The sequence below is a fragment of the Labrys sp. ALF-8 genome (genome assembly GCF_059699065.1).
Genome location: NZ_AP048538.1, coordinates 221147 through 239084, shown reverse-complemented (window position 1 = coordinate 239084; position 17938 = coordinate 221147). Strand labels below are relative to the sequence as shown.

At 64.6% G+C, this 17938-nt stretch carries 14 protein-coding genes; 6 read left to right on the top strand and 8 right to left on the bottom strand.

Translation table 11 applies throughout. The features are described 5' to 3' along the window. Window positions 1–42 precede the first annotated feature (42 nt). Entirely contained in the window at window positions 43–681 is a 639-nt protein-coding gene (locus tag AC6H34_RS20935) for a LysE family translocator (RefSeq protein WP_448146891.1), read from the bottom strand. Between the two features lie 280 nt (window positions 682–961). On the opposite strand from AC6H34_RS20935, the gene AC6H34_RS20930 reads away from it, so the two are divergent. Next, entirely contained in the window at window positions 962–3322 is a 2361-nt protein-coding gene (locus AC6H34_RS20930) for an ATP-dependent helicase (RefSeq protein WP_497540104.1), read from the top strand. A gap of 200 nt (window positions 3323–3522) precedes the next feature. Then, window positions 3523–4287 (top strand): SDR family NAD(P)-dependent oxidoreductase, encoded by a 765-nt coding sequence (locus AC6H34_RS20925; RefSeq protein WP_448146889.1) that lies wholly within the window; start codon window positions 3523–3525, stop codon window positions 4285–4287. A gap of 82 nt (window positions 4288–4369) precedes the next feature. Here AC6H34_RS20925 and AC6H34_RS20920 read toward each other — a convergent pair whose 3' ends face one another. Continuing rightward, entirely contained in the window at window positions 4370–5605 is a 1236-nt protein-coding gene (locus AC6H34_RS20920) for a cytochrome P450 (RefSeq protein ID WP_497540103.1), read from the bottom strand. Between the two features lie 313 nt (window positions 5606–5918). On the opposite strand from AC6H34_RS20920, the gene AC6H34_RS20915 reads away from it, so the two are divergent. From AC6H34_RS20915 to AC6H34_RS20900, 4 genes are all read left to right on the top strand, one after another. After that, window positions 5919–6968, top strand: coding sequence for a DUF1254 domain-containing protein (locus AC6H34_RS20915; protein ID WP_497540102.1), 1050 nt, complete (start codon window positions 5919–5921; stop codon window positions 6966–6968). Between the two features lie 141 nt (window positions 6969–7109). Further along, window positions 7110–8279, top strand: a complete 1170-nt coding sequence (locus tag AC6H34_RS20910; RefSeq protein WP_448146886.1) for an aminotransferase — start codon at window positions 7110–7112, stop codon at window positions 8277–8279. Window positions 8280–8329: 50 nt separating this feature from the next. Next, on the top strand, window positions 8330–9253 hold the full coding sequence (locus AC6H34_RS20905; protein WP_497540101.1) for a 50S ribosomal protein L11 methyltransferase: 924 nt from the start codon (window positions 8330–8332) through the stop codon (window positions 9251–9253). Window positions 9254–9348: 95 nt separating this feature from the next. Continuing rightward, window positions 9349–11160: an aminopeptidase P family protein gene (locus tag AC6H34_RS20900; RefSeq protein WP_497540100.1), complete on the top strand. Its 1812-nt coding sequence runs from the start codon at window positions 9349–9351 to the stop codon at window positions 11158–11160. A 143-nt stretch (window positions 11161–11303) separates the two neighbouring features. Here AC6H34_RS20900 and AC6H34_RS20895 read toward each other — a convergent pair whose 3' ends face one another. The 6 genes from AC6H34_RS20895 to recN all read right to left on the bottom strand — a co-directional run bounded on the left by AC6H34_RS20895 (window position 11304) and on the right by recN (window position 17857). Then, window positions 11304–11606 carry an AzlD family protein gene (locus tag AC6H34_RS20895; RefSeq protein ID WP_497540099.1) on the bottom strand — a complete coding sequence of 101 codons (303 nt, stop codon included), beginning with the start codon at window positions 11604–11606 and terminating at the stop codon, window positions 11304–11306. Next, the gene (locus AC6H34_RS20890) at window positions 11596–12315 is read right to left on the bottom strand and encodes an AzlC family ABC transporter permease (protein ID WP_497540098.1); all 720 of its coding nucleotides are present in this window, start codon (window positions 12313–12315) and stop codon (window positions 11596–11598) included. Before AC6H34_RS20890 ends, AC6H34_RS20895 begins: the two co-directional genes overlap by 11 nt. A gap of 187 nt (window positions 12316–12502) precedes the next feature. Further along, the gene (locus tag AC6H34_RS20885; protein WP_497540097.1) at window positions 12503–13450 is read right to left on the bottom strand and encodes a helix-turn-helix transcriptional regulator; all 948 of its coding nucleotides are present in this window, start codon (window positions 13448–13450) and stop codon (window positions 12503–12505) included. Between the two features lie 19 nt (window positions 13451–13469). Then, window positions 13470–13958 (bottom strand): DUF3828 domain-containing protein, encoded by a 489-nt coding sequence (locus AC6H34_RS20880; protein WP_497540096.1) that lies wholly within the window; start codon window positions 13956–13958, stop codon window positions 13470–13472. Continuing rightward, a complete protein-coding gene (gene ligA / locus AC6H34_RS20875; RefSeq protein ID WP_497540095.1) occupies window positions 13955–16081 on the bottom strand; it encodes an NAD-dependent DNA ligase LigA in 2127 nt (708 codons plus the stop codon). Before ligA ends, AC6H34_RS20880 begins: the two co-directional genes overlap by 4 nt. A gap of 102 nt (window positions 16082–16183) precedes the next feature. After that, window positions 16184–17857 carry a DNA repair protein RecN gene (gene recN, locus AC6H34_RS20870; protein ID WP_497540094.1) on the bottom strand — a complete coding sequence of 558 codons (1674 nt, stop codon included), beginning with the start codon at window positions 17855–17857 and terminating at the stop codon, window positions 16184–16186. Window positions 17858–17938 lie beyond the last annotated feature (81 nt).

Genomic DNA, 17938 nt, shown 5'->3' with positions numbered 1-17938 from the left:
TTCAACCTGAACGCATTCCGCTCCCGGAGACCTGCGCCTCCATCATCCCCGCGCCGAGACCAGCCCGCGGGCACCGTCGAACAGAGACTTCGCTCCGAACCCGACGAAGACCACGCCGACGATGCGCGTCACCCACAAGCCATAACGGGCGAAGAAACGCCGCACCGGCGACAGGCCGATGGCCACGAACAGAATGAGATCGGCCACCACGAAACCGGCGAAGGCGCTGGCGATCAGCGCCGGAGTCGCTCCCCAGGTGATGCTCGAGCCATAGGGCGCAACCAAGGCTCCGAAAGTGGCGAAGGCGACGGGGTAGGATTTGGGGTTGGTAAGGCCGAAGAGAACGCCGTTCAGCAGCGGCCTCTCGGCACCGATCACGGCCGCCTTGCCGTCCTTGCGCGTCATGATCGCCTTGGCGCCCATATAGATCAGATAGAGGCCGCAGCAGATGCCGAGAACGTCGAACAGCATCGGTCCGATCTGGCTGACGCCGACGATCGCCGCCAGCGCAGCCACGGACCAGGTGATATCGCCCACGAGATGCCCTGTCATGAACCACGCTCCGGGGCCCCGCCCCTTCGCTGCGCCGAGGGTGAAGAGAGCCAGGAAGGCCGGTCCGGGCGAGATCGTGTAGATGAAGCCGGCGAGGAAGGTGGCGAAGAGGAGCGGCAGGCTGATCATGAGGAGAATCCGAGGGAGGGTGCCCGATATTGCTGCATGGATGGGGTACCGACGCAACCTTCACGGGACAGCCGGCTCCGAGAACATGGCGCCTGTAGATGGAGGGGACTTCTCGCGGCCGTCATTGCGAGCGCGGCGTCTCGCCTTCTGGACAAAGCGCCATGTTCTCAGGAACACACAGGCAGCCGACCGTTCCAGGAAAGACACAGCCTTCCAAAACTCGACGCAGCCCCCCATCTAAGCCATTATCCGGCGTCCGAGAATCAACCGAAAGCGCACCTTGTCCAACGAGCGTTCCCCTTCCCTTGCCCACCAGCCGGCTACCGGCGGCATTGCCGCGCGGGCCATGGCGGCGGCCAGGCCTGCCGTCTATCTGCAGGGTCTCAATCCCGAGCAGCGAGAGGCGGTGGAAACACTCGACGGCCCCGTTCTCGTGCTCGCCGGGGCAGGCACGGGCAAGACGCGCGTCCTCACCACGCGTATCGCTCATATTCTCGCCACCGTGCGGGCGGCGCCCCACCAGATCCTCGCGGTGACCTTCACGAACAAGGCGGCACGCGAGATGCGCGAGCGCATCGGCGTCCTGATCGGCCAGAGCGTCGAGGGCATGCCATGGCTCGGCACCTTCCACGCCATCGGCGTGAAGATCCTGCGTCGCCACGCCGAACTGGTTGACCTCAAATCCAATTTCACCATCCTCGATACCGACGACCAGATCCGCCTGATGAAGCAGGTGATCGAGGCCGAAGGCATCGATGAGAAGCGCTGGCCCGCCCGCCAGCTCGCCAACGCAATCGACAGTTGGAAGAACCGGGGTCTTACCCCCGCGCAAGTGCCGGCGGGCGAAGCCGTGTCCTTCGCCAACGGCAAGGGAGGCGCGCTCTATGCTGCCTATCAGGCGCGTCTGAAGACCCTGAACGCCGCCGACTTTGGCGACCTCCTCCTCGAATGCATCCGCCTCTTCCGCGAGAATCCAAGCGTGCTCGCCGAGTATCACCGGCGCTTCCGCTACATGCTGGTGGACGAATATCAGGACACCAACGTCGCCCAGTATCTCTGGCTGCGCCTGCTCGCACAGGCCCCGGCCGGGGAGAAGCCGAACCTCTGCTGCGTTGGCGACGACGATCAGTCGATCTATGGCTGGCGCGGCGCAGAGGTCGACAACATCCTGCGCTTCGAGAAGGACTTTCCGGGCGCGGCTGTAATCCGGTTGGAACGGAACTACCGCTCCACCGGCCACATTCTCTCGGCCGCGGGCCATCTCATCGCCAACAATGAGGGACGCCTAGGCAAGACGCTGTTCACGGATGACGAGGAAGGCGAGCGCGTCACCGTTGCGGGCGCCTGGGACTCGGGCGAGGAGGCCCGCGCTATCGGCGACGAGATCGAGACCCTTCAGCGCAAGGGCCACGCCCTCAACGACATCGCCATCCTGGTGCGTGCCTCGTTCCAGATGCGCGAATTCGAAGACCGCTTCGTCACCCTTGGCCTGCCTTATCGCGTCATCGGCGGCCCGCGCTTCTACGAACGGGCCGAGATCCGCGATGCGCTGGCTTATTTCCGCGCGACCATGCAGGCGGCGGACGATCTTGCCTTCGAGCGCATCGTCAACGTGCCCAAGCGCGGCCTCGGCGATGCCACCGTTCAGATCATCCACGACTTTGCCCGTCATAACGGCGTGCCGATGATGCAGGCAGCCCGCGTGCTGGTGGAAACGGAGGAACTCAAGCCGAAGCCGCGCCAGACGCTGCGCGACCTGATGACCTCCTTCGCCCGCTGGGCGGCGCAGAGCGAGGTTCTGGGCCACCAGGAACTGGCCGAGTTGATCCTCGAGGAATCGGGCTACACCGACATGTGGCAGAAGGATCGCACCGCCGAAGCCGCGGGCCGGCTCGAGAACCTCAAGGAACTCGTACGCTCGATGGAGAGCTTCGAGAACATGGCCGGCTTCCTTGAGCATATCTCGCTGGTCATGGATGCAAGCGAGGAAGGCGCCAGCGAAGACAAGGTCTCGATCATGACCCTGCATGGCGCCAAGGGCCTCGAATACGAAACGGTTTTCCTCCCCGGCTGGGAGGAAGGCCTGTTTCCGCACCAGCGCTCGCTCGATGAGAACGGCCGCGCCGGTCTCGAGGAAGAACGCCGGCTCGCCTATGTCGGCCTCACCCGCGCCCGCCGGCGCGCCAAGGTCTGGTTCGCCTCCAACCGCCGCATCCATGGCCTCTGGCAGGCGACGATGCCCTCGCGTTTCGTGGATGAATTGCCGGCGGCCCATGTCGATGTCGTCGAACCCTCGGGGTCCTATTCGTCGGGCGGCGGCTTCGCCATGAGCCGTTTCGACAAGGCCCAGCCGTTCGCAGGGTCGACCTATTCGACTCCGGGCTGGCAGCGCGCGCAGCAGAACATGGCATCCGGCTTCAAGGCAACGCAACCGCCGCCGCGCCGCGAACCGCTGACGATCGAGGGCGAACTCGTGGCCCGTTCCACCGGCACGGCCTCGGTGCACAAGATCGGCGACCGCGTGTTCCACATCAAGTTCGGCTACGGGGAAGTCGCGGAGATCGACGGCAACAAGCTCACCGTTGATTTCGACAAGGCCGGTCGCAAGCGGGTGGTTGACTCGTTCGTCAACGCTGCTTGAGGCGCGCCGGGCGAGGAGTGGCACTCACCATGGCCTGTCGCGACTCAAGCCCCCCTGTCGCGGTAGGGCGTCTCCTTCCGGAAACCTGCCCTCTCGTATGACGATCGTGCTTGCGAAGTTTTGACTTGGCCCCGCTGCCCTTTCCACGAATGATGTCGTTCGTCTGAACAATCCCAAAGATTCAATCGAAGGAAACGTCCATGCAACTCGATCTTGCAGGCAAGGGTGTGCTGGTCACCGGTGCGAGCACCGGCATCGGCGCGGCTGTCGCCAAGGCCTTTGCGGAAGAAGGCGCCCTCGTCGTCCTCCACTACAATTCGAGCGAGGCTGAAGCCCGGGAAGTCGAAAGCGCCATCAAGGCCAAGGGCGGGAAAGTGTGGCTGGTTCGCGGCGACCTCGGCAAGGAAGGCGAAGCAAAGCGTGTGGTGGAGGAAGCCGTCAAGGCGCTCGGGCGGCTCGACGTACTCGTCAACAATGCCGGCTCCCTGATTGCTCGCAAGCCATTTCTCGAATTGGATAGAGACCTTTACGACAAGGTCCTAAACCTGAATGTCGCGGCGGTGATCGAAGGTACGCAAGCAGCCATACCGCATCTGGAGAAGCAGGGAGGCGGCGCCATCGTCAATCTCGGCTCGATCGCGGGGAACAATGGCGGCGCGCCGGGCTCGGCCATCTATGCCGCTGCCAAGGCCGCCATCCATAATCTGACGCGTCATATGGCGACCGATCTCGGCCCCAGGAACATCAGGGCCAATGCCATCGCGCCAGGCGTCATTACCACGCCTTTCCATGCCTCGACGCCACCCGAACGCCTCGAATTCGTGCGCAAGACCACGGTGCTCGGGCGGCTGGGCACGGCGGAGGAATGCGCGGGCGCCGTACTCTTCCTCGCCTCGGACGCCGCGGCCGGCTACATCACGGGACAAATCCTGCACATCAACGGCGGACAGTTGATGCCGGCCTAGCGAGGGGCGGTCACCACCGCACTTCTCGAAACCACCACGCTTGTGATGAGTGAAATGGCGGTCGGTGACCGCCACTCCAATCCTACCAAGCCACGTCCAATGCCCTTAACCCGTGAAAATGATAGGTATCGCCATAGAGCGGCTTCCCTTGCAGGCGCAGCCCCGGGAACCGCTCGAACAGGATGGGTACCGCCACTTCGAGTTCCAGCCTAGCCAGCGGCGCGCCGACGCAGAAATGGATGCCGCCGCCGAAACTCACGTGGGGAGGCCGTTCCCGGCTCGGGAGGAAGCGTTCGGGCTCCGGGAACCTGTCGGGGTCGTGATTGGCCGCACCGAGCAGCAGCCCGACCTGTTCGCCCTTGCGAAGTGTTGCCGGACCGAGCGCGATCTCCGCCAGGGCATAGCGCTTGAACATGTGCAGCGGGGGATCGAAACGCAGCATCTCCTCCACCAATCCCTCACCTCCTGCCTGGACGGCCGCTGCCCCGAGGCCCTCCTGCAGGATCGCCTTCACGCCATTGCCTATGGCATGGACCGTCGCCTCATGCCCTGCATTGAGGAGCAGGATGCAGGTGGAGATCAGTTCCTCTTCGCCCAGCCGGTCGCCCTGCGCCTCGGCGGCAATGAGATGACTGATCAGATCGTCGCGCGGCACTGCGCGACGCTCCCTGACGTATCCCTTTAGGAAGGAAGAGAATTCCTCCGCTGCAGCAACAGCTTGATCTTCGATGCCGCGCGTGCGCTTGAACTGATACATCGCCACCATGCGATGCGACCAGTCCAGCAGTTGCGGCGCCATGGCGGGAGGAACGCCGAGCAGCTCCGCTATGAGGATCACGGGTATGGGCGTCGCGAACGCATCGATAAGATTGCCCCTGCCCTTCGCCTCGAAGCCGTCGATCAGTTCGTGCGCGAGCGTGGCGATGCGCGGGCGCAGCCGCTCGACCTGCCGGGACACGAAAGCGCGGTTCACAAGGGTTCGCAGCCGCGTATGCACCGGCGGCTCGCGCTCCAGCATGGAATGGGCGTCGACGGCGTCGAAGGGCGCGAGATGGGCCTGGGGCTGAGGCCAGCCCAGCTCCTCACGCGTGGCGACATGGAGGATTTCCCGCCCAAAGCGCCTGTCCCGGAAGAGATCGAAGACGAGCTGGTGAGATGCGGCACACCAACAGCCATACTCCTCCCAGAAGAAAAGCGGTGCGCGCTCACGGATCGCCCGGTAGGCGGGATAGGGATCCTGGACGAAGACGGGATCGGTCGGGTCGAGGGTTACGCGGAAACCGGAGGCGTCGATCTTGAGGCTGGACGGGAGGGACATGAATCGAGGCTGGCACTTCTACTGGAATTGGCTTCGGGCTTGCAGCCATGTTGTCATTGCGAGCGAAGCGGAGCAATCCAGGGGATAGAGGGCGCGCGCCTGTGCTCGCGGACTGCTTCGCTCGCGACGACGTCAGCGGCACCAAGCAGGAACGACTGTAGTACCAGGATGGTCGGGGCGCCATGTCATTCATGGACAGGACGCCGTTCGGCGTCGGCCCGACCGGCGCGGAGCAGGCTGTTACCGTTACAGAGTCAAATGCGTCGACGCTCAAGGCTAGGTTGCGTGAAGGATCATATTCGAGGGCTCCGCCATGCAGCGCAAGACAACGATTCTGGCCACCATCTTCCTCTTCGCTGGGCCAGCCCTGGCTGTTGAAACTGCGCGAGCCGGGGACACGCCGGCCGTGCCAGTGACGGCGGATAATTTCCCGCGCGCCGAGTCCGATCTCTATTTCGCGGGTGTCGTGAAGGATGCCGGCGGCCTGGGAGTAATCCTCCACCACAGGGAGCCCGCCGCCATCGAGCACCAGACCGTCATCCGCCTGAACCGCGACACATTATATTCGGCGGCCGTGTTCGACCTCGATGCAGGACCGGTGATGATAGCTCTGCCCGACGCCGGCAAGCGTTTCATGTCCCTGCAGGTCATCGACGAAGATCAATATACGCCCCACGTCTACTACGGTTCGGGCACCTACAAGCTGAGCAGGGAGGAGATCGGGACGCGCTATGTGGTGGCAGCCATTCGAACACTCGTGAACCCCGGCGACCCAAAGGACGTGACGGCGGTCCATCAACTGCAGGATGCCATCAAGGTGGAGCAACCGGGCGGCCCAGGCAAGTTCGAAGTCCCCCTCTGGGATCCGAAGAGCCAGAAGAAGGTTCGGGAGGCGCTCATCGCGCTCGCGGCTACCTTGCCCGACACGAAGGGAATGTTTGGCCCGAAGAGCGAAGTCGATCCCGTCAGGCGCCTCATAGGCTCGGCGTCCGCCTGGGGCGGGAATCCCGAGAAGGACGCGCTCTATCTCAATGTCGTTCCCGCGAAAAATGACGGAAAGGAAGTCTACAGGCTCAATGTCGGCGAGGTGCCGGTCGATGGATTCTGGTCCGTCTCCCTCTACAATGCCAAGGGCTATTACGAACCTAACAGGCTCAACGCCTACAGCCTGAACAGCATCACCGCTGAGAAGGATGGGGATGGGAAGATCACCATCCAATTCGGCGGCTGCGGCAAGACAACGGCGAACTGCCTGCCGACCATGCCTGGCTGGAACTACATGGTCCGGCTCTATCGCCCACGCCCCGAGATCCTCGACGGAACCTGGAGATTCCCCGACGCGCATCCCGCCTCGATGCCGTAGTAGAGATGCATCGGGATGGAGGCGGGATGGCAGGCCGTGAAAACACACCTGGCGGGGTCGGAGCAGGAAATTCCGCCCTCCGCCACAAATGTCATTCCCGGGCCCTTGCCAGTTTCGGGGGCTGCAGGCATGAAAACGCCCATGAGCACCTCGCCCGCGATCAATCCCAATCTCATCGACACCGCCACGCCGCCCATTCCCGAGGCCCAGGCCTGGGCCAGGGCCTATGACGGGGCGGCCGGCCCGCTGATCGACCTTTCCCAGGCCGTACCGGGCTATCCGCCGCACGCCGAATTGCTGGAGCGCCTGAGCCGGAACGCAGGCGAAGCTAGCACGGCGAGTTACGGCCCCATCGAGGGCGATACCGCGTTGCGCAAGGCCTATGCAGCCCATGTCTCGGCACTCTATGACGGGCCGATCGATTGGCGGGATGTGGCCATCACCACGGGCTGCAACCAGGCCTTCTTCATCGCGGCCATCGCGACAGCCAAGGCAGGCGACTCGATCCTGCTGCCGAGCCCCTGGTACTTCAACCACAAGATGACGCTCGACATGCTGGGCATCGAGGCGCGTGCCCTCTCCTGCCCGCCGGACAACGGCTTCGTCCCGGATGTCGAAAGCGCGGCCGAGTTGATCGATGCGACCACTCGGGCCATCGTGCTGGTCACGCCGAACAACCCGACGGGAGCGGTCTATCCGCCTCAAACGATCGAAGCCTTCGCGCGGCTCTGCCGCGAACGCGGCCTCTTCCTCATCCTCGATGAGACTTATCGCGATTTCATCGCCGGCCGCCCACACGAGCTCATCGCATCAGAAAATTATAGCAACACATTGATCTATCTATATTCTTTTTCCAAGAGCTACTGCATCCCCGGCCACCGCCTGGGCGCATTGACCGCCTCGCCCAAACTCCAAGAGCAGATCGGCAAGATCCTCGACACGCTGCAGATCTGCGCCCCGCGTGCGGCGCAAGGCCCCGTGGCGTGGGCGATCGACGGGCTCACCGCCTGGCGCCAGGCCAACAGGCTTGAAATCGAGCGGCGCGCACAGGCCTTCCGCGCGGCGTTCGATGGTCTCAATGGCTGGAAGGTTGATTCCATGGGCGCCTACTTCGCCTTCCTGCGCCACCCTTTTCACGGACGCCCTGCGTCAGGCGTCGTCAGGGAACTCGTCGAACGCTCGGGCGTGCTCTGCCTGCCGGGGCCCTATTTCGGCCCGGGGCAGGAAGGGCATATGCGCGTCGCCTTCGCCAATGCCGGCGTGGAGCAACTCCAGGCCTTGCGTGAACGCTTCTCGCGTTTCAACGCCTAGCGGGCGCGATTTCCGTTGCCCTTCCCTGCCGGGCGCGATAGCCAAGCACCATGCTTGAAGGACTGCACCCCAACAATCCCACTCATGTCGCCCGCATCGTCACGGACGAGGTGCGGGCACGCCGCATCGCCGACCTGCTGGGCGAGAGCTTCGATCCAACCGAGACGGCCATCGCTGCCTTCGAAAGGGAAGACGGCACCGCAAAGCCACCGTGGCTGGTGGAGGTCTATTTCCGGTCCGCGCCGGACGAGGACAGCGTCAGGGGCCTGATCGCCCTCGCTGCCGGGCCCGACATCGACATCGCCTTCGACAGCTTCGACGACAAGGACTGGGTGGCGGCCTCCCTGGAAGGGCTCGCGCCCGTGCGTGCAGGCCGTTTCACGATCCATGGCAGCCATGACCGCTCGGCGGTCCCGGCCAACACCATCGGCATCGAAATCGAAGCGGCGCTCGCCTTCGGCACAGGCCACCACGGCACGACGCGCGGCTGCCTGCTTGCCCTCGACGACCTTCTCAAGCGCGAACGGCCGCGGCGCCCCCTCGACATAGGCACGGGCACGGGCGTGCTCGCGATTGCCGCCGCGCGGGCGCTGCATCTGCGCGTCCTCGCCTCGGATATCGACCCCATCGCCATCGCGACGGCACGCAACAATATCCGCTTCAACAAGGCGGGTGCCTATGTCCAGAGCTTCGTTGCCCGCGGCACGACGGCCCATGCCATGCAGGCGAACAAGCCCTTCGACCTCGTCTTCGCCAACATCCTGATGGGACCGCTGGTACGTCTGGCCGCGCCGATGAGCCGGCTGCTCGCTCCTGGTGCCACGGTGATCCTGTCCGGCCTGTTGCATGCCCACGCCAACGCGGCGCTGGCGGCCTATCGCATGCAGGGCCTCCATCTCATCCGCCGCATCAAGCTGGACGAATGGACGACGCTGGTCCTGTCCTATGGCGGCGGTAAGCCGAGGAAGATCTAGGCTGAGAGCGCGGACGTCCCGTCCGCTCTTCCCGGCGTCAGACGACATCGTTTCAAAGAGCGGACGGGACGTCCGCGCTCCCAGGGATATCACCAATGCCTTTTCAGTCCTTCGATGAAGTTTCCCAGCCCTCGCTTGGTCCCGCCCGCGTCAAGGCCCTGCGTGAGAAGATCGGGGAACTCGGCCTGGACGGCTTTGTCGTACCCCGCTCGGACGAGCATCAGAACGAATATTGCCCGCCCTCCGAGGAGAGGCTCTCCTGGCTGACCGGCTTTGCCGGCTCCGCCGGTATCGCGGTCGTCCTGATGGACCAGGCCTCGATCTTCGTCGACGGGCGCTACACGGTGCAGGTTCGCGAGCAGGTCGACACCCGCCTGATCACGCCGCGCCACCTCATCGACGAGCCGCCGGAGAAATGGCTGGACGAGGCGCTCAAGCCCGGCCAGAAGCTCGGTTATGATCCGCATCTTCAATCGATGAATGAGGTTGAACGGCTTCGTTCGGCGTGTGAGAAGGCCGGCGCAAACCTCGTGCCTGTCAACGAAAACCCCATCGATGCGATCTGGAAAGATCGCCCGGCGCCGCCCGTCGCGCCGGTTGTCCTCCACGATGTGGCCCTTGCCGGCGAGGCCGCCGATTTCAAGATCGCGAGGCTGCAGGCGAAGCTGAAGGAGCAGAAGGTCGACGCCGTCTTCACCAACGACGCGCACGCGGCTGCCTGGCTCTTCAACATCCGCGGCGGTGATGTCTCCCACACGCCCCTTCCCCTCTCCTACGCGCTGGTGCCCGCGGAGGGCCAACCGACTCTGTTCGTCGACGGACGCAAGCTTTCCAACGCAGTGCGCGATGACCTGTCTCATCACATGGCCATTGCGGAACCCCGCCAGATCGAGGCGGTGTTGGCCGGGACGATAAAGGGCAAGACGGTGCGGCTCGATCCGAACATGGTGGTCGAGCACTTCGCCACACTGGTCGAACGTGCCGGCGGCCGGATCCAGAAGGGCGGCGATCCCGTCGCCCTCCTGCGCGCCGTAAAGAACGAAGCGGAGCGAGCCGGAACCCGTGCGGCCCACATTCGTGACGGCGTGGCGTTCGTGAACTTCCTCGCCTGGTTCGACCGCACGGTTCCCGGGGGCAAGGAGACCGAAATCTCCGTGGCCGAGGCATTGGAGCAATTCCGTGCCGGCACCGGTGTCCTGAAGGATCTGTCCTTCCCCTCGATCTCGGCGGCCGGACCCAACGCAGCGATCCCGCATTATCGCGTGAGCCACGGTTCGAACCGTCCGATCACGCCGGGGCTCTATCTCATCGACTCCGGCGCGCAATATGTAGACGGCACCACCGACATCACCCGCACCATCGCAGTGGGCGAGGTCACGCCCCTGATGAAGGACCGCTATACCCGCGTGCTCAAGGGCCATATCGCCATTGCGCTCGCCCGCTTCCCGAAGGGCGCAGCCGGCTCGCAGCTCGACAGCTTCGCCCGGGCCCCGCTATGGGAGATCGGCACCGATTTCGACCACGGCACCGGACATGGCGTCGGCTCCTACCTCTCGGTGCATGAGGGTCCCCAGCGCATCTCCAAGCTCGGCACCACGCCCCTCGAACCCGGCATGATCCTCTCCAACGAGCCGGGATACTATCGGGCCGGCGAGTTCGGCATCCGCACGGAGAACCTCGTGCTGGTGGAGGAAGTCGCCGTCGAAGGCGCCGAACGCACTATGTACGGTTTCGAGACGGTCACCCTGGCCCCGATCGATACCCGCCCGATCGAGGTCTCGCTGCTCACCGCGAGCGAGGTCGACTGGCTGGATGCCTATCATGCCCGCGTCTACGAGACGATTTCCCCGCTCGTGGACGATGCCGAGCGCGAATGGCTGGAGCAGGCGACCGCGAAGATCGGGTAGTTTCCCGAAACGGACGTTCGCGGCAACCGTCAAGCCGCATGGGGCACGGCCCCCACGCCCAGGACGAGCCCGAGCGTGACACGGGCGCCGTGCCTTTCCGGGCCTGCAGCGAGCCGGGGCAGGCTTCGGGGATCTGTCCCGCTCTACGGCATCGCCATGCGCAGCAATACCACGCTGGCCACGCCCACTAGGATGGTCACCAGCAGCGGCATGCGCGTCGCGGAGATGCCTGCGATCACCGTGGCGACCGTTTCCGCCGGTCCGGTAGCGAGCGCAACGGGCGCGATCACCGAGACCAGGACAGCGGCGGGAATGGCGTCGAACGCGGCTTTCTGGCGCCCCGTGAGATTGAGGCGGCCGGAGAGGAAGATGCCGGCAAGGCGGGTGCCATAGGTCACCAGTGCCATGGCGAGGATGGCTGCGACCACATGGGAATCAAGCAACATTGAGGGCTCCCTTGCCATCCTGTCTGCAGGCCCTGGGTTTGGCTGCAAGGTAGGCGGCCGCGATGCCGGCAAGGGCGCCGGCCGGCACGTGCCATGGCGCACCGAACTTGGCGTAGACAATGGCCGCCACCGCCGCGCTCGTCAGAACGGTGGCCGCCGTGGAGCGCCCTTCCCAGAAGCCGGCGATCAGGCCGATGAAGAGCGCCGTGAAAGCAAAGTCTGCGCCGTAGCGGACGGGATCGCCCAGCAACTGGCCGACTAGGCTGCCCGCCGTGCTCCACACCAGCCAGTTGAGATAGAAGAAGATCGCCATCGAGAAATAATAGAGAGGCGTCAGGGTCGTCCGGCTGGCACGTCGCTCCGACATCGCCCAATTCTCGTCGGCCATGAAGAAGAAGCCCAGGAAGCGCTGGGCCGGTGTGAACTGCCTCGTCTTCGGGGTGAGCGAGGCACCCATCAGGATATGCCGGCAGTTGATGAGCAGCGTGCCGAAGGCGAGCGTCAGGATCGGGGCCGGTTGAGCCCATTGCTCGAGCGCCGAAAACTGCGCGCTGCCGGCAAATACCGTCATGGACATCAGGGCCACCTCCGCCGGAGACAGGCCTTTCGAGACGGCGATGGCGCCAAACAGGAAACCGATGGGCACGGCCGCCAGGGCGGGCGGTGCTATGTCGATGAGGGCGGTGCGAACTTCGGATCGGGCGGACAAGACGGGGCTCCTTGGAGAGCCGCCTGATTAAACGCATCCCGCTGCAGGGTCTTGGACAAAAGTTGCAGCAGCACGTTGCGTGGAAGCGTTCATGATCGACGTCCCGGACGCGCCCAATGGAGGTGCGAGTGCAATGCCGTCAGAGAACGAGCTTCGCCCTCGGCGCGCCTCTCCCAGCAACGGGTACTTACGGCGCCCCGCCGGGGGTTCCGCGGGCTACGGCCTGCTCGCCCCTGAATGCACCCGGCGTTACGCCTGTGCGCGCCTTGAACACCCGGTTGAGATGGCTCTGATCGTAAAAGCCGCAGGCCAGGGCGACCTCGGCCGGCCCTTCCCCCTGGGCCAGCAGGCGGCGGGCCGCACGATAACGCCGATCGAGCAGATAGGCGTGTGGCGTCGTGCCCATCGTCTTGCGGAAGGACCGCACCAGGTGGCTGCGATTGAGCCCCGCCACCTGTGCCAGTTCATCGAGCGCCACATCCCTGTCGAAATGCTGGTCGAGATGAGCCCGTACCTTGGCGAGCGGCCCGCTTTCGTCTCCCAGCCGGATCGGCTCGCCCAGGCCGCCCCAGCGTCCCAGCATGGCTGAGAAAAAGCGTCCGAGTCGGGTGTCGCGCTCCAGAAGCGATATTTCGGGATCCTTGAGCGCGATCTGCAACGTCGCCAGTTCAGCGGCGAGCTCGGGATCGTGCACCACCGAGCGATCGAACCACGGCGTCCCGGAAACCGGCCTGCCGAAGGTATCCTCGGCAATGGAGCGCATCAGGTCGACGGTGGGATAGAGCACGCGGTAGACGAAACCCTCGCCCGCCGGCTCGCCGTCATGCAACTCATCCGGGCAAACCACGGCGAAACTGCCGGGACAGGCGTAATTCCTGGTCCCGCGGTGGTTGAAGACCTCGCAGCCGTCGAGAACGGCGGCGATGGCATAGGTTTCATGCGTGTGAGGCACGTAGCGGTGCCGCCTGAACACCGCGTTCAGGCACTCCAGCCCGTCATAACGCTGCTCGCGCCAGAAACGGACTGTATCACCCCGTTCGGCGGCATCCCCGAGTGTCGTGAAGGCGGTGGACTGCGGCTGCATACCCTTCAGGATAGCGCAGCCGCCGGCAACTTGCTTGGATGAAAGTTGCATCCGAGGACAGACGTCCGCCCTATTTCAGCGAAAGCATGTCACGCAGGGACCATGCGTCCTCCGCGCTGCCACGCTTGGATATGTTGAAGACGTGCCACTGGCCGCCTTCCCTCACGAAATCGTAGAGCAGAACATCGCGCTGGGGATCGCCACGATTGAAGCTGACCTCGACCTGGGCCTTGTCGCCCTGCACAGGCATGGGAGCGACCTTGAGGTCCTTGATCATCGGATCCTGGGAATCGCTGACGGGATCGAAGTCGAGCGCACCCACCTCGCCCGACTTGGCGGACTCGTCGATATCCTTCTTCACCGCAGCCGCCAGATCCTTGCTGAGATATTTGTCCCGCAGCTTGGCATTGCCGATGATGTCGATGCCCTTCGTGGCGGGCGTCTTTCCCGAGTAGATCTGCTTCACCACGGTTTCGGGCGTCGCTTCCGCCCCGAGCGCCGGCGCAGCCAGCCCGAAGGCAAGCATGAGGCCGAAGGCAAGTTTACGTATCCTGGTCATTCGCTTTTGTTCCCTGCTCCATTCACGAGCTCGAACCATTCATCCTCATTGATGACGCGAACGCCGTGCTTTTGCGCATCCGCCAGTTTCGAGCCGGCGCCGGGACCGGCCACGACGAGGTCCGTCTTCTTCGACACGGAGCCCGAAACCTTGGCGCCGAGCCGATCGGCCATGGCCTTTGCCTCGTCGCGGCTCATGCGTTCGAGAGAACCGGTGAAGACCACGGTCTTGCCTGCGACGGGGCTCTCTGCCCGCGGCTTCTCGGCATCGACGATGCGGATCTCGGCGGTGAGGCGTTCGAGGATGGCAAGGTTATGCGACTCGGCGAAATAGGCTCCGATGGCATCCACCACAGTCTCGCCGATCTGGTCGATGGCATCCATCTCGGCAGCCGCCTCCTCATCCTTGGCGGCGATGCGCAGGGCGGCCTGCTCGAAGGCCTGCCAGGAAACATAGGCGCGGGCCAGTTGGCGGGCCGTTGTTTCGCCGACATGCCGTATCCCCAGGGCATAAAGGAAGCGCTCCAGCGCGATGTCGCGGCGCGCGTCGATGGCAGCGAACAGATTGCGCGAGCTGGTATCGCCAAAGCCCTCGCGGTCCTTGAGCTTCTTGAGGTTCCGCTTGTCGCGGGCCGCAAGGGTGAAGATATCGCCGGGCTCCCGGATCGGCAGCTCCGCATCCTCGAAGAAGAAGGCGATCTGCTTTTCGCCGAGCCCCTCGATATCGAATGCACGGCGGGAAACGAAGTGGCGCAGATGTTCGATCTTCTGGAACGGGCAGGCAAATTCGCCCGAGCAGCGCCGCACGGCCCCTTCCCCGCCCGTGACCGTCTCTTCCCGCACGACCGGCGTCTGCAGGGAGCACGGGCAGAGCGCTGGGAAGACATAGGGCACGGCCTCCGGCGGGCGCTTTTCGATGACGGGTCCGAGGATCTGGGGAATGACGTCTCCAGCTCGCTGCACGATGACGGTGTCGCCGACGCGCACATCCTTGCGTGCGATTTCGTCTTCGTTGTGCAGCGTGGCGTTCGAAACCACCACTCCGCCGACCGTGACGGGCTGCAGCTTGGCCACGGGCGTCAGCGCGCCCGTGCGGCCCACCTGGATCTCGATGTCGCGAAGGATCGTCATGGCCTTCTCGGCCGGGAACTTGTGTGCGGTGGCCCAGCGTGGCGAGCGCGAGACGAAGCCGAGGCGCTGCTGCAGATCGAGCCGGTCCACCTTGTAGACCACCCCGTCGATGTCGTAGCCGAGGCTTGCACGCTGTTCCTCGATCATGTGATAGCGCTTGAGGAGTTCGTCCACGCCGTGGCAGCGCACCATTAGCGGATTGACGGTGAAGCCCCACTCGGCAAAGGCCTGCACCACGCCATACTGCGTGTCCGCCGGCAATGAACTTACATCGCCCCAGGCATAAGCAAAGAAATGCAGGGGGCGGCTCGCGGTGATCGAAGCATCGAGCTGGCGAAGGGAGCCGGCGGCCGCGTTGCGGGGATTGGCAAAGAGCGGCTTGCCCGCAGCGGCCTGTCGCTCGTTCATGGCATTGAAGTCGGCGTGCCGCATATAGACCTCACCGCGCACCTCGAAGCGCTCGGGCACCTTGCCCTTCAGCACATTGGGCACGTCTCCGATGGTGCGGACATTGGCGGTGACGTCCTCGCCCTCGGCACCATCGCCGCGAGTTGCGGCGACCACGAGCCTGCCATCTTCATAGCGTAGCGAACACGACAGCCCATCGATCTTCGGCTCCGCCGTGATGACGAGATCGTCATTGTCATCAAGGCCCAGGAAGCGGCGGATGCGACCCACGAATTCCTGGACATCCTCGTCCAGAAAACTGTTGGACAGGGAGAGCATCGGCACGCGATGGCGCACCTTGGCGAATTTCTCCGAGGGTGCCGCACCAACCCTGTCCGATAGGCTCTCCGCAGACTTCAGTTCCGGAAACTTCGCCTCGATAGCCCCATAGCGCAGCCGCAACGCGTCATACTCCGCGTCCGACATGACCGGTGCATCATCCTGGAAATAGGCCCGCTCCGCCTCCAGCAGCTTGGCCGCGAGCGCGTCGTAGTCGGCGCGAGCTTCCTCGAGAGTAAGATCGGAGACGGATTTCAGCTTGGTCATGATCGGCCCGGACAGTGCGATGAATCGACCTTGGCTTAGCATAACCGGTCTAATCGGGGCAGAGGCTTGGCGTGCCCAGCCGATGGTCTGCGCTCCAAACCCTTATCCCCCTATGCCGCCTCCCAGCAGCCTGTCCGCAGCCGCCCTCGCCTCGTCCGTCACATGCGCACCGGCGAGCATGCGGGCGATTTCCTCGCGGCGGCGAGGGCTGTCGAGCGGAGAGACGCGCGTCGCCACCTTCTCCTTTCCCTGCGCTTCCTTGGCGATGAGGAAATGGGTGGAGGCACGAGCGGCAACCTGCGGCGCATGCGTCACGTTGATTACCTGCACGCGCGCGGCAAGGCGCGACAGCCTCTGGCCGATGGCATCGGCGACAGCTCCCCCGACGCCCGAGTCTATTTCGTCAAACACCAGGGTGGGGGCCGAGCCGCGATCGGCCAGCGCCACCTTGAGCGCCAGCATGAAACGGGAGAGCTCGCCGCCGGAGGCGACCTTCATCATCGGACCGGGGCGCGTGCCGGGATTGGTCTGCACCCAGAACTCGACGCGGTCGAAGCCGTCTGGCGAAGCCAGTGTCTTGTCGCTATCGACATTGGTCGAGAACCGGGCGCGTTCGAGCTTCAGAGGCCCGAGTTCGCCGTTGACGGCCTTGTCGAGCTGCCCGGCTGTGGCCTGACGCTTTTGGGAAAGGAGGGCTGCCTGCCCCTCATAGGCCTGCCGGGCAGCCCGATCTGCCTCCTCCAGCGTCTTGAGCTGGCCTTCACCCTCGTCGAGCGCCGCAAGATCCGCCGCGTAGCGTTCCGCGAGCGCCGGGAGCCCTTCGACGGGTACGTCATATTTACGGCTCGCGCCACGAAGGGCGAACAAGCGCTCTTCCAGCCTCTCCAGCTCCGCCGGATCGAAATTGGCTTCCTCCAGCGCCGTCTGAAGGGCGATCCTCGCCTCCTCCAACGCATTCAAGGCCTGGTCCAGCGAGGCAATGGCGGGTTCGACGAGGCGAGGTGCCTGCGCGCCCCTGCGCTCGAGGCGCCTGATGATCGCTGCCAGGACCGGACCGGGCGAGTCATGGCCGCCTACGCCCTCATAGGCCTCCTTGAGGTCGACGGCGATCTTCTCGGCCTGCATCATATGGGCGCGCCGCTCGGCCAGGGCCTCCTCCTCGCCCCCCTGGACGTCCAGCTTGGAGAGCTCGTCCACGGAGTGACGCAGCCAGTCTCCCTCGGCCCTCGCCTTTTCGAGGCGGGCGCGGTGCTGGGCAAGGGTTTGCGTGGCCTTTCGCCAGGCGGCGTGCCTGGATGAGACGTCGCCCGCCAGCTTTTCCAGTCCGCCGAAGGCGTCCAGCAGCGCGCGATGCGAGGCGGGATCGGTCAAGGCGCGGTCGTCATGCTGGCCGTGGATCTCCACCAGTGCCGCGCCCGCGGCCCGCAGCACCTGCACGCTGACGGGCTGGTCGTTGATGAAGGCCCGGGTCCGGCCGTCCGCCATCTGCACGCGCCGCAGGATGAGATCACCGTCGTCCGGAATGTCGTTAGCCTTGAGCACCGCTCGCGCCGCATGGTCGACCGCTATGTCGAACACGGCCGTCACCTGCCCCTGATTCTGCCCGTGACGGACCAGCGTACCGTCTCCGCGACCGCCGAGCGCGAGCGAGAAAGCGTCGAGCAGGATCGACTTGCCGGCGCCGGTCTCACCCGTCAGCACGGATAGCCCCGAGACGAATTCGAGGTCGAGCCGATCGATCAGGACGATATCACGGATAGCGAGTTGGACGAGCATGCGCCCTTATATATCGCTCTTGCGGCCGCGCCGCATGACAAAACAGCCGGCTGCGCACAAGGAAAAGGCCGGTCGCGAAGA

What these genes read in the sequence shown, in the direction of transcription:
- AC6H34_RS20905 (WP_497540101.1), top strand. Translation starts at nt 8,330, where the DNA reads ATGCTTGAAGGACTGCACCCCAACAATCCCACTCATGTCGCCCGCATC.
- AC6H34_RS20895 (WP_497540099.1), bottom strand. Translation starts at nt 11,606, where the DNA reads ATGTTGCTTGATTCCCATGTGGTCGCAGCCATCCTCGCCATGGCACTG.
- AC6H34_RS20910 (WP_448146886.1), top strand. Translation starts at nt 7,110, where the DNA reads ATGAGCACCTCGCCCGCGATCAATCCCAATCTCATCGACACCGCCACG.
- AC6H34_RS20900 (WP_497540100.1), top strand. Translation starts at nt 9,349, where the DNA reads ATGCCTTTTCAGTCCTTCGATGAAGTTTCCCAGCCCTCGCTTGGTCCC.
- AC6H34_RS20880 (WP_497540096.1), bottom strand. Translation starts at nt 13,958, where the DNA reads ATGACCAGGATACGTAAACTTGCCTTCGGCCTCATGCTTGCCTTCGGG.
- recN (WP_497540094.1), bottom strand. Translation starts at nt 17,857, where the DNA reads ATGCTCGTCCAACTCGCTATCCGTGATATCGTCCTGATCGATCGGCTC.
- AC6H34_RS20915 (WP_497540102.1), top strand. Translation starts at nt 5,919, where the DNA reads ATGCAGCGCAAGACAACGATTCTGGCCACCATCTTCCTCTTCGCTGGG.
- AC6H34_RS20885 (WP_497540097.1), bottom strand. Translation starts at nt 13,450, where the DNA reads ATGCAACTTTCATCCAAGCAAGTTGCCGGCGGCTGCGCTATCCTGAAG.
- AC6H34_RS20935 (WP_448146891.1), bottom strand. Translation starts at nt 681, where the DNA reads ATGATCAGCCTGCCGCTCCTCTTCGCCACCTTCCTCGCCGGCTTCATC.
- AC6H34_RS20920 (WP_497540103.1), bottom strand. Translation starts at nt 5,605, where the DNA reads ATGTCCCTCCCGTCCAGCCTCAAGATCGACGCCTCCGGTTTCCGCGTA.
- ligA (WP_497540095.1), bottom strand. Translation starts at nt 16,081, where the DNA reads ATGACCAAGCTGAAATCCGTCTCCGATCTTACTCTCGAGGAAGCTCGC.
- AC6H34_RS20925 (WP_448146889.1), top strand. Translation starts at nt 3,523, where the DNA reads ATGCAACTCGATCTTGCAGGCAAGGGTGTGCTGGTCACCGGTGCGAGC.